The sequence below is a fragment of the Paenibacillus prosopidis genome (assembly GCF_003337375.1).
GTDB classification, from domain to species: domain Bacteria; phylum Bacillota; class Bacilli; order Paenibacillales; family Paenibacillaceae; genus Pristimantibacillus; species Pristimantibacillus prosopidis.
Genome location: NZ_QPJD01000005.1, coordinates 60,885 through 73,109, shown reverse-complemented (window position 1 = coordinate 73,109; position 12,225 = coordinate 60,885). Strand labels below are relative to the sequence as shown.

5 protein-coding genes are annotated in these 12,225 nt (G+C 47.2%); 4 read left to right on the top strand and 1 reads right to left on the bottom strand.

All coding sequences use genetic code 11. The annotated features are described in order from the left end of the window. Positions 1–13 precede the first annotated feature (13 nt). A complete protein-coding gene (locus tag DFP97_RS08890) occupies positions 14–6,109 on the top strand; it encodes an OmpL47-type beta-barrel domain-containing protein (protein WP_114379650.1) in 6,096 nt (2,031 codons plus the stop codon). 162 nt (positions 6,110–6,271) lie between these two features. Continuing rightward, positions 6,272–9,202: a CBM96 family carbohydrate-binding protein gene (locus tag DFP97_RS08885; protein ID WP_114379649.1), complete on the top strand. Its 2,931-nt coding sequence runs from the start codon at positions 6,272–6,274 to the stop codon at positions 9,200–9,202. A 46-nt stretch (positions 9,203–9,248) separates the two neighbouring features. Here the strand turns inward: DFP97_RS08885 and DFP97_RS08880 are convergent, their stop codons facing one another. Continuing rightward, complete coding sequence (locus DFP97_RS08880) at positions 9,249–11,006, bottom strand: glycosyl hydrolase family 28-related protein (RefSeq protein WP_114379648.1); 1,758 nt, start codon at positions 11,004–11,006, stop codon at positions 9,249–9,251. 165 nt (positions 11,007–11,171) lie between these two features. On the opposite strand from DFP97_RS08880, the gene DFP97_RS08875 reads away from it, so the two are divergent. Both DFP97_RS08875 and DFP97_RS08870 read left to right on the top strand, forming a co-directional pair. Further along, positions 11,172–11,654, top strand: coding sequence for an SRPBCC family protein (locus tag DFP97_RS08875; RefSeq protein WP_114379647.1), 483 nt, complete (start codon positions 11,172–11,174; stop codon positions 11,652–11,654). A gap of 67 nt (positions 11,655–11,721) precedes the next feature. Further along, positions 11,722–12,156 carry a GNAT family N-acetyltransferase gene (locus DFP97_RS08870; protein WP_245976025.1) on the top strand — a complete coding sequence of 145 codons (435 nt, stop codon included), beginning with the start codon at positions 11,722–11,724 and terminating at the stop codon, positions 12,154–12,156. The last annotated feature ends 69 nt before the right edge of the window (positions 12,157–12,225 follow it).

The following is a 12,225-nucleotide window of genomic DNA, read 5'->3' as shown; positions in this document are numbered from 1 at the left end:
GAGGAGGGCTCAAATGAAGAGTAAAACTACATTTCATTTCAGAGATCAATGGAGGCGTGTACTGGCAGTAGTTGTAGCAGTGACCATGTTTGTAACGCTTGCGCCGGTTGGAGCGGTTTCAGCCGAGGAATCGGACATAGCATCCGGTTACACCGTTGAAATGAATGAAACCGTTACCAATGGCTTTACCCATCCGGGTGTAGGACTAACCAAAACGATACTGGAAAACATGAGAACACAGGTATTGGCACAAAAAGAACCCTGGTATTCCTATTATAAGTCCATGACCGTTTCTGCAACCTCTTCAAAAACGGTTACGTCCAGCAACCAGAGTTCTACGGATCCGACGAAACCGGCCGTTTATGCTTTTGACAGTCAGGGCTTTAATTCGAGATTTATTGCCGACGGCTTGAAAGCGTATACTCAAGCTCTTATGTATTATATAACTGGCGATGAGGTATATCGGGCTAACGGGATGCATATTATCCGCATTTGGTCTCAGATGGATCCAGCCCAATACAAGAAATTTACGGATTCGCATATTCATACGGGCATACCGCTCAACCGGATGGTAACGGCGGCGGAAATCTTAAGGTATACAAGCAGTCAAACCGAAGCGCTGACGTGGACGGATAAAGACACGGCAGATTTTACGAATAACCTGATCAATCCGGTTATCGAAACCTTTCTGCATGAAAACAACCACTTTATGAACCAGCATAATTACCCGCTGCTGGGCGCTATGGCAGGTTATATCTTTACCGATAACACCGAGCGATATGAAGAGGTTGTCGAATGGGCCACCGTTAATAAAACGGCTGTCAATCAGGGCTTTAACGGAGCGATCAAGCAGCTGTTCCGATTGGTCGATACCAATGCCGAGACAGGAGAGGTATTGGACGAGCCGGTCGTTCAGCATGTAGAGATGGGTAGAGACCAGGCGCATGGGGCCGGCGATTTGACGAACTCGGCCATCCTGTCGCGTCTGTTTCTTGCCCAGGGCACCAAAGTCGACCCTGTCGAAGGCACCCTATCCACAGCGGACAATGCGGTAGGGTATTATGAGTTTCTGGATGACCGGTTTTTGGCGGCCGCCGACTTTTTCTGGCAGTACATGCTTGGCTATGAAACGCCATTTGTGCCGACCCCGTTCTCCACTGCGCCGGATGGTACTGTAAAAGGCATCTACTACAAGTTCTCGGATTCCTACAGGGGAAGAATGAATACCGCCCAATTCTGGGATATGTATTATTATTACACCTACGCGAAAGGGATCGATCTGTCGGAGAAAGCTCCATACTTCAATGAAGCGTTTACGAAGAGAATCCCGTCCAATTATTACTATCAAGGTTCGTTTAGACAAGCTTGGGAAAGCGCGGATGGAGGCGGCGACTTCTGGATTTATATTCCTGCGGAGGCGGAATCCGAAGGGTCAACGTATCTTCCCAAAGAGCAAACAAGCGCTTCGCTGGTCGAAATCGAAGACCGTTACACCTCTTTCGATAACCATTCGGCTACCGTGCAAGAAGGCGCCGACTCGTATGTAGAGATTAACGCTACGGCAGAGGGAAGTAAAATTGTCATTCAGAATCTGTCGTATGCCAGCCGTACGGGCTCTCGTTTAATTGGATTGAAGTTTAGAACGAACGGCCCTGCAACATTAGAGCTGAGCAAAGAAATCGGTTCAACGCCATACCATACGCTGACGCTGCCGGATACGAACGGCGTGTGGAAATATATCACTTATGACATGGGTATCAGCCATGTTACCTATGGACAGCTCGACACCGATTACAGCCTTCTTTATATGAGGGTGAAAGGAAACGGCACAAAGGTTGACGTCGATCACCTCAACGTTAAGGCAGGCGAACAATTGACGCCTCCTGTATTTAAAGCAGGAGCTGCGGATCTGAATATCTATGCCTTTGTTGGTGCGCCTATAACCCTGGACCTATCCGCTGCGGATTCCGGTTCAACGGATACAGTTGCCTATGGAAGCTCGAATTTGCCGGATGGCGCTGTTCTCAATGCGAATACAGGCGCATTTTCGTGGCAGCCGATGCAAGCCGGAACATATTCCTTTATTGCGGAAGCATCCGACGGTACGACACTGGCCGCCAAGAATGTCCATATCGTGGTAAGCAATGACCGGGCTACTGCAGTAGAAGCGGCGACGGCGGTTTATGATGCGAACAAAAGCTACGTGGCTGCCTCGCTGAATCAATTCAATGTCATGTATGATGAATCGATGAGCCAAATTGAGACTGCGTCCGATCAAGCTTTTTATCAGCAGCTGTTGCGCTTAAGAAGCGCGGCTGAAGGTCTTCAATTATTAACGCCATCGTTATCTGACGGAAGTATGGATTATACTGGTATTGTTACATCTACCTTCGGCGATTCGATCTCTCTTCTTGTGGATGGCAACGATAATACTTATCCGGTATATTCGTTAGCGGCGTATCCGAGTCTGTACCACATACTGGATTTCGGAGCCGATTATAAAATTACAGCCGATGCCTTTGCTTTCGAAGGCAGAATGAACTTTGTCGATCGTATGTCAGGTACGACGGTATTCGGATCTAATGACGGGGATATCTGGACGCGGATAACACCGGAACAAACGGCATATACCGATGGCGTGTCGACCATTGAAGTGGACGATGCGTACAAAAATACGCCATTCCGATTTATCAAAATGGAAATGATTGATCCGCAGCCTGATGCTCTTCGCGGTGTCATTCAGAATTTGATTGAGCTGGCCGAATTCAGAATTTATGGCGAGCGCCATGAGATAGAGAACAAGCTGGAATTGGTTTCGATCGGTTCGGATCAGAGCGTCAATGGCAAAATTGTGCCGGGCAATACGGCAAAATTAACGATCAAAGCAAAAGAAGCGATCCAGAACGTACAGGTCAAAATCCAGGGCAAGACGGCGGCTGTCAGCACGGCAGACAATATTAACTGGACGGCAGTGGCAGCCTTGGATGGAGATGTAGAGACAGGTGCGGTTAAATTTGCGATCGACTACAAAAAGAATGACGGTACGAATGGAGAAACAACGTATTTGACAACCGACAGCTCCAAGCTGTACCTTGTCGATCCGGCAAATTATCTAGATGTTCCGATGCTGGCTAAAGTTACCGCCTCCGATGTGCAGTTTCCCGGTACCGGTTTATCGAAGGAGCAGGTAGGATATCTGCTGTTCGACGGCAATTCGGCGACTTATGGCGACTTGAATACCGGATCAGGTTCCTATTACACGGTAGACTTTGGAGCAGATGCGTCAATTAAGCCGAGCGAAATTTTGCTCATGCCAAGAGCAAATTTTCCTGGAAGAATGAACGGACTCCTTGTTCAAGGCTCCAATGATAATGTAAATTGGACAAACCTTACTGCAGCTGCCAAGGGTTCACAAGCGAGCACATGGGCCGTTTTAAAAACGGATGAAGACTCGGATTATTATCGTTATGTGAGATTGTATAATGGCTCTTCCTGGTTTGGCAACGTCGCGGAAGTTGAATTTTATGGCGATTATCGTTCAACGGCTGCAGCAGTTGCATCCAAAATAACAAGCATGGAGGCGCCTGAAGCGGATGCGGCAAGCTTATCGCTGCCAGCTGTTCCAAAAGGTTTCACAATAGCGCTAAAATCGGCAGCACCTGCTGGAATTATTGGAACGGATGGAGCAATTGCAAAACCTGCCGGTGACACCTTTGTGTCCGTGGTACTTACCGTAACCAAGACGGCTGATGGTACAACAGCGGTTACAGGAAGTATCGTCACTTTAGTACCAGGCGTGACAGCAGGCCAAAAAATTAATGTCTCCAAGCTGGCTGCAGTCACAGCTTCCGTTAAGCCGTTTTCCGGGACGGCTGAAGAGGCAGGGTATCTGTTGTTTGATGACAATACGGCTACTTTCGGGGACTTAAGTACCGGCTCCGGTTCCTATTACATGGTAGACTTCGGAGCGGGCTCGTCAGTCATGCTGAGCGGAATTAAACTTATGCCAAGAGCATCGTTACCCGGAAGAATGGACGGACTCATCGTTCAAGGCTCCAACGATAACAGTAATTGGACAAACCTTATACAACCGGTGACTGGATCAAAAGCGAATACTTGGACCGAATTAAAATCAGGTAAAATTTTGAATCACAATGCATACCGTTATTTGAGAGTGATTAATAGCTCCACCTGGTTTGGAAACGTAGCGGAAGTTGAATTTTATGGTAATTATGATTTCACTGCCGTTCCCAAAGTGATTGCACCGGACGGCTATACCAAGGGCAGCTACTACTTGTATCTGAAGGAAATAGAACGGATTAATGCGGCCGTGAGCCAGCCGGGTGCCGACAAGGCGGCGCTTCTCGCGGAGCTGTTTGAAGCTGAAGAGCTGCTGGTGTCTGTAAAGACCATTTATCCAAAAATCACTGTTACCTCTTCGATGGCTTTGGCTTCAGCCATTGCATTCGATGGGACGGACGCAATAACAAATGGATGGCGTGCCTTCGACGGTAATCCGAGCACGTTCCCGGATACCAAAAACTCAAATGGTTGGGCACGCATCGATTGGGGCGAAGGTAACGCGAAAGTGATCAGCGGCATCCGGTTTATGCCGAGAACAGGCCAAGCTTCCCGTATGAATGGAGCGCTTATCCAAGGCTCCAACGACGGAACCAATTTTGATACCTTGTATACGATAAGCAGCATCAGCGATATCAAATGGTATACGGGAACGATTAGCACAAGCACGGCATACCGTTATCTCCGGTATTATACGCCAAACGGTTTTGCCAATGTCGGCGAGATCGAGTTCTATGAGAAAATTGTAGACCGAACGCTGCTTGCGCTTTTACTGAATCAAGCGGTTGCAGTTGTCGTGGGCGATTACACCGAAGGCAGCTATGCGACGCTCCAAACAGCGATAACGAATGCGAAGTCGGTTGACTCTGACTCCAGTGCAACCCAGAGCGCAGTCGACGCGGCTGCGGGCAGCTTGCTGACGGCGCTGATCGGCTTGAGTTTTCTAGTCGAGGCATCGGTGAATCCCGCCGAGCCAAATGGATTAAACGGTTGGTACACGGTGCCGGTTACCGTTACGTTATCGGTATCCGGCAGTGCGGCTGCGGAATACAAAGTGAACGACGAATCCGCATGGCATACGTATACAATGCCAATTGTCATGGATCAGGACGGCGCGTATACGGTTAGCTACCGATCCAAAGGAAGCAACGGAACAGCCGGTGCCGTTCAAACGGTGGCGGTAAATATCGATCAGACGGCTTCGGCAGACGCAGCTTTGTCGGCGGATATCACGGAGCCGACCAACACCGACGTTACCGTTACGATCAGCTATCCCGACGATGTTGTAGTGAGAGAATACAAAGTTGGTGAAAGCGGCGAATGGACGGCATATGGCGCCCCGGTGGTTGTTTCCGAAAATGTCACCGTGTATGCAAGAGGAACCGATGAAGCGGGCAATGTCTCGAATGTCAGCAGCTATTCGGTAAGCAACATTGATAAGGTTACACCCGTTAGTATCGCTTCCATTAGTTCGGCTGCGCCTAATGGCAGCAACGGATGGTATACATCCGATGTAACGGTAAGCTTGAATGCATCCGACGACGCATCCGGTGTGGCGATGACCGAATATCAGGTAAATAACGGAGCATGGATTACTTATAAAGGTTCCATTCCTGCCTTCGGCGACGGGATTTATAGCGTCAATTACCGCAGTACGGATCTGGCAGGCAATATAGAACAGCTCAAAACCGTCGGATTCAAAGTCGACAAGACGGCACCGGAGCTATCCGTCCATTTGGATCAGACGACGATTTGGCCGGCGAATCATAAAATGGGCACCGTGAATGTGACGCTCCATGCAACCGATGCCGGATCAGGCGTTGATTCGGTCATTTTAACCTCCATCACCTGCAATCAACCGGACTCCGGTCTAGGCGACATTGAAGCTGCTATCGGTACGGAGGCCGCATCGTTTAGCTTGCGGGCCGAGAAGGACCGCATCTACACCATCACGTACACGGCAACCGATAAAGCGGGCAACAAAAAGGTAGTAGCTACAACCGTGATAGTGCCTCATGATCTTTCCTGATTATAAATAAGAATAACGACTTCGAGGGGTGTTCCGACAACAATTTTGTAACCGGGCACCCCTTGTTTTATGCTTAAAATGAAAAGGAGGTGAAGAAATAAGAAAGAAGAGAAGAACAGGGTTGTTTGGTTAAACACTCTAAAAATCAAATTGGAGGGATTGATGATGAAGAGGACCATAAGAATGCTCGGTATAATCAGCTTGTTAATTACTATGGTTTTTACAACCTTTAGCATGCAGAACGAGACCGTAAGCGCAAGCACTGCAACCGAGTTATCTCCGATTGCGGACAGCTATGTGAATAGCGGCGCTGTTTCGACCAATTATGGCACGGCGACATCCATGGTCACGAAGGAAAGCGCGGCTAACGACCGCAGCGCCTATTTGAAATTCGATTTAAGCGGATTGACCGGAAGCAGCGTATCGTCCGCTACTTTGCGATTGTACGTGAAAAGTCTCACGGCGGCAGCCGACCGGACCGCTTACAGCGTTTCTACCGATACTTGGACGGAGAGCGGGCTTACTTACAGCAACATGCCGGCATTCGGCAACCCCGCAGGAAGTGTTCGAGTCACCAATACGGGCTGGGTGGAGTTCGATGTAACTTCCTATGTTATGAGCGAGTTTGCCGGAGATGAAATTGTAAGCCTTTACATTAAGGATCCCATCGCAGACAATGATATCGGCATTGATTTTTACAGCAAGGAGAATGGCTCAACCCAACCGGTTTTGTCGGTCATTACTGAGCCAGCCCGCTTTCATCCCGCGCCGACCGACAGTACTCCTTTTGTGCATCCGGGAGCATTATTTAAACGATCAGATTTAGAGCGCATGAAGTATATGGTGGACGCGCAAAAAGAGCCTTGGCTAACATCGTATAACCAATTGAAAGCGGATTCAAAGGCTAGTTATGATTATGTAGTGCGGGGGAATTCGAGCTGGACCGTTGTAGCCAGGGGTGGAATTCATGGCCCCGAGTTCGAATCGGATGTAACGGCGGCTTATTTTAATTCACTGATGTGGGCGATTACCGGCGACAGCCGGCATGCCGCCAAAGCTGTTGAAATTTTTAATTCATGGAGCAATTTGACCGAAATGACAGGCGGAGGCACGGAAGCGTTGAATGCCGGCTTATATGCGTGGAAGCTTGTGGAAGCGGCGGAAATCATCAAGAGTACGTACACCGGCTGGTCGGCTTCGGACTTGCAGAAATTTAAGGATATGCTCGTCTATCCGGGATATTCGCAAACGAGTGTTCCGGCATCCGTTACGGCAAACAACGGTACATTCTATTGGCGGATCTATAATGGCGATTCGGGCAGACACGGGAATCAGGATATCATCCCTTTTAGAGCCATGCTCTCAATGGGCGTGTTCCTTGATAATCGTGTCATGTATGACCGGGCCCTGCGCTACTTCAAGGGTCTGCCGCACCGGTCCGATGACATCCCATATGCTTCGGGACCGTCCAATCCCGGGGCGCAATCCGCAACGAATGATTATTTTGATACGTTTGTGCAAAGCAAGCAGACGACTGTTGCCGATTGGGGTTACAATGGTGTGATTCGAAATTACGTCTGGTCGAACGGTCAAAATCAGGAAAGCTCACGCGATCAGCAGCATGCCTTCCTTGGCCTCGGTATGCTGGAATGCGTTTCCGATGTCGCTTGGAATCAAGGGGATGATCTGTGGAATTATCTGGATAATCGATTACTTAAGGGCTTCGAGTTCATGGGTCAATATAATACGTCTTTCGTACAATCCTACCCGGATCAGACGACACCTTGGGAGCCTACTAATTTCATTAAGCGATTTGACCGGACCGGCAGATGGTACTCCAAGCAAATCAACCAATATTTTGAGAGCAACTTTACCAATGTGAGCAGAGGCGATTTTGCGGTGAATCGACCGGTATACGAGCAAGCCGTTGCACATTTCCAAGTAAGGATGGGACTTAGCGATGATGAGGCAAAGTGGACCAAGCGCTCCCGGGATTATGCAATCAGCGCGTCCGGCTACGAGAAAACGGGCTTCAGCCTTGACCATCCCGGCTGGGGCGCTTTGACCTTCCGCAGGCCGTCACTTGCTGCAGGCGATCCCATAAAAGGGTTTTCGGGCGGTGCTCCGCAGTTCGGCATGCATGTTTTGCCGGGAGCGGTCGAAGCGGAAAACTATGATTACTTCCCTATTGATGGAGAAGGCCGGACGTACCATGACTTGACCGTATCCAATTCGGGGGGCCAATACCGTGATGATGGTGTTGATATTAAGTCTGTTTCCACAAATAATTATGCCTTAACCGACCTCGATAATGGGGAATGGTTTACGTATACCGTCCATGTGCCGGTGACAGGGAATTATAAAATCAACGTAGATTATGAGGCTTCTAACGGGAATGGATCGATTAAATTTGCTTTTGACGGAACGGACGCAACAAGCAATGTCACGCTGCCCTCTACAGGAGGAGCGTCCAACTGGAGCACCTACACGGTTGCCAGTAATGCTGCTTTAACCAAAGGCGTGCAAGCGATGAGGGTGTTCGTATCGGGAACCTCCGACGCCTTCCATTTGAATCGCATTCTCATATCAAATTCAGGCGCAGCGGCTGTGACGACGGATGTAAGTGCGGCTGCTGACAGTTACGTGAACAGCGGCGCCGTTTCGACGAACTACGGTGCTGACACTTATATGGTGACAAAGCAAAGTACATCCAATGACCGAAGTGCTTACTTAAAGTTTGATCTAAGTGGTATAACCGGCACCGTGATATCCGCAAAACTGAAATTGAACGTAAAAAGCAAATCCGCTAACGCGGATCGGACCGTCTATGACGTTGCGGACGATTCATGGACGGAAACAGGCATCACGTATACCAATCGGCCGGCAATTGGAGGCGCGATCGCTACGAAGCCAGTCACGTCGCTCGGTTGGATCGAGCTTGACGTCACCTCTGCGGTTGCCGCCCAAAATGCGGGGGACAAAATTGTTAGCTTGTATGTGAAGGACCCGATTGCGACGAACAATATCGGCATCGACTTTTTTACAAAGGAGAATGGAAGTAATTCGCCGGTGCTGACTGTAGTAACCAACTGATCAAAGAGAGTGCCTGTTTCCTTTCGGAAACAGGCACTTTTATATATTAAATCATTAAATCATACATCTGTTTCGGTGTAAAAGATGTGTAGGTCGCACTGAGTGCATGAATAAAAATGGATCCCCTCCCTTTCAAAGAACCGCCCGCAAATACGTTTATTCGGGCTGAGTCACTTGATGACTGGAAAGGAATATAAAATTTAGTCGTGTATACTTTTTTCTCGAAGCCGCTTAATGGAAGTTTCGGCAAGCTTAGCGTGGATGAACCTGACATAGTAACAGTCACCCTACTGTCCGGATTTCCGCTCGTCGAATACAAAATGGAAAGGTGCAAATAAACTCCTTTTACCATGTGCGACAGCGGGATATCATAAGATTTCTTCCAATCCTTACTGAATGGCACGATTTTATGATATGTGTAATCTTCAAAAATGACTTCACCACGGTCATATCGCATAAAACCGTTAACCTTGCCACCGTATACGGCTCCCTTTTGTTCACCGGAAATTTGGATGTTCGCCTTATTCCGAACCGTCAGCTGAGCCGGTATTTCTTCCACGATCGTATCCGTATCGCAGACCGTTTGAATCTCGTGTGAAGCACACAGGGCCAAGTGAACCACGTAAGCGGCAAGGGAAGGATAAACATAATCCGCATCGATTTTAATATTTTCAAAGGTTTGATCTTCATCGAAAATCAATGAGGAGACAAATCCATTAACCATGACGTTTCCTTGGAATTTGAATTGGCAGTTCGGTATGGCCGCACGCTTGGCGATCACATATTGGGGACACAATTCACCCGCTCCGTCGTTGCTTTGACTCTTCAAAAACGTATTTTGAATGATGTTCACGTCAGAGAATTCACCATACACCACCACAAAAGATTTATACAATTCTTTCATTCTCGTACCGCCACCGGCTGAATTTTTGCCGCTGCCGCACCGGTTGAATTGATTGGCAGAAATGACAATTCCACTATTTTTCTGCTTGATTTCAATAGCTGCTCCTCTAACTCTGTCAAAGAAATTATTGGAGATTTGAATCATGCGGCAGGCATACATGGATATCGCGGCATCCCTGTCAATCCATTCGAACCGGCAGTTTGTCACCTGATTGGCAATCGCCTGTACCCAATCAAACGGTTTTGTTCCTACAAAGACGCACTGATCCCATGAACTGTCAATGATTCTGCCTTCAAACAGCACGTCGGTGTCATAAACCGTAAAGGAGCAGTATCTGAACTTGAAGTTATGATAGGCACCAGTCTTGTTGCCAGGTGCGCTCAGTACGCGACGAATCTCTTTAAAGCTGCAGGAATCAAAAAGGACATATCTGGGACTGGATACACCGGCGACCAGATCGAAATTTTCAAAACATAAATTTGAAAATTGAGCCCTTTTTATGCTTCCTCCGATTAGTACATTATCCCCTGAACCATGCAGAACGGATCCCTTTTCGAAATCGTCATAACCGGTTTCTGACCAGTAGGATTTATTATTCGAAACACCTTCCATAATCAGATTGTCAAAATTATCGAGTGTTCCCTTGATGAGATACTTACCTGCGGGAACATATAGTTTATAACCTTTGGCTACACAATCGTTGATTGCTTTCTGGAAGGCTACCGTATCATCTTTCACTCCATTGCCGGCGGCTCCGTAATCTCTTACACTTACTCCTGTATTCGAGCTCTTGTCGGAAAGACGGGTAATAACACCGCCGCTCATAAAACTGAGGCCAATTGCGGCCATTCCCGCCAACAGCTTTCTTCGGCTGATTATGAACTTATTATTTCCCTCCATCTCTATCCTCCAATCTCTTGCCGATCCCTGACTTCATTTTCAACATGTTATCATGAATCTAAGAGCTTTGCACCAAAACCATTAATGTATAACCGTATGGTAATATAATAGCGTGAGTGAAAAATGATAAACGTTTTCCAATCTTAATTTTCTAGGAGGCTAAGCATGCTAGCTGTAATAAAACAAATTGAAAACGAATATATCGCCCGATTCGAGCGTCATTTGAAGCATTCCGTGGAAAAGGTATGGTCTTCGCTCACGGAGAACGATAAGCTGGCGAAATGGTTCTCCGAGCTCCGGGTCGACGACCTGCGTAAAGGTGGGATTATTAAGTTCGACATGCAGGATGGTACGTTTGAGGAACTTGAAATTACCGAGCTGAAAATATGTTCCGTATTGGAATACACATGGGGAGAAGACCTTGTCCGTTTTGAGCTGTATCCGGAGTCGGAAGGCTGTCGCTTGGTTCTGATAGAAAAGATTAAGAAGATAACGAATCATACACCCAAGGATATTGCCGGTTGGGATGTATGTCTGGATGTCATCGAAGCACTGCTGGACAGCAGGACAATAGAGTCCCGTATGGATATATGGAAAATAAAGTACGAGAAATATGTACAAGTTATTGAAAACTTACCTCAAACATAGACACAACACAGCAGGCTGCCGACGTTTATTACACGGCAGTCTTTGTTATTCGATTTAAATAAGGGGAGTGCTTCCTTTGATTAATTTAAAGGATTATAAAGACTTAAATGAAGTGAAGCGTCTAATGGCTGAGTGTATGTGGGCTGATGATGAAAAAATTCATAATGAATTTAACAAATACTTAGAAATGGATTCAAGGGAACTTATAGGAAGTTTTAAAAATAATGAGCTGGTAGGTTTAATTGGAGTCATATATGAATCAAATAACGAAGTAGTGCTAAAGCATATTGCAATTAAACCCGCTTACCGCGGTAAGGGTATAGGCAGTGAAATGATAAATGTATTCATAAAAACTAATAGAATCGTAAGAATAAGGGCGGAAACCGACAAAGATGCTGTTGGTTTCTATAAAAAAAATGGTTTTACGATAACGAGCTTGGGGGAAAAGTATCCGGGAGTCGAACGCTTCGATTGTAAGCTTTCAGTCAGCAATTGTAACTAAGTGAAAATGATAACAGGAGAGATAAACCTTGAAACTAAGGCAAATGGCTACCGCATTAGAAGTACAGGG

Coding starts and splice junctions, on each gene's coding strand:
- DFP97_RS08890 (WP_114379650.1), top strand. CDS start 14: ATGAAGAGTAAAACTACATTTCATTTCAGAGATCAATGGAGGCGTGTA.
- DFP97_RS08885 (WP_114379649.1), top strand. CDS start 6,272: ATGATGAAGAGGACCATAAGAATGCTCGGTATAATCAGCTTGTTAATT.
- DFP97_RS08880 (WP_114379648.1), bottom strand. CDS start 11,006: ATGGAGGGAAATAATAAGTTCATAATCAGCCGAAGAAAGCTGTTGGCG.
- DFP97_RS08875 (WP_114379647.1), top strand. CDS start 11,172: ATGCTAGCTGTAATAAAACAAATTGAAAACGAATATATCGCCCGATTC.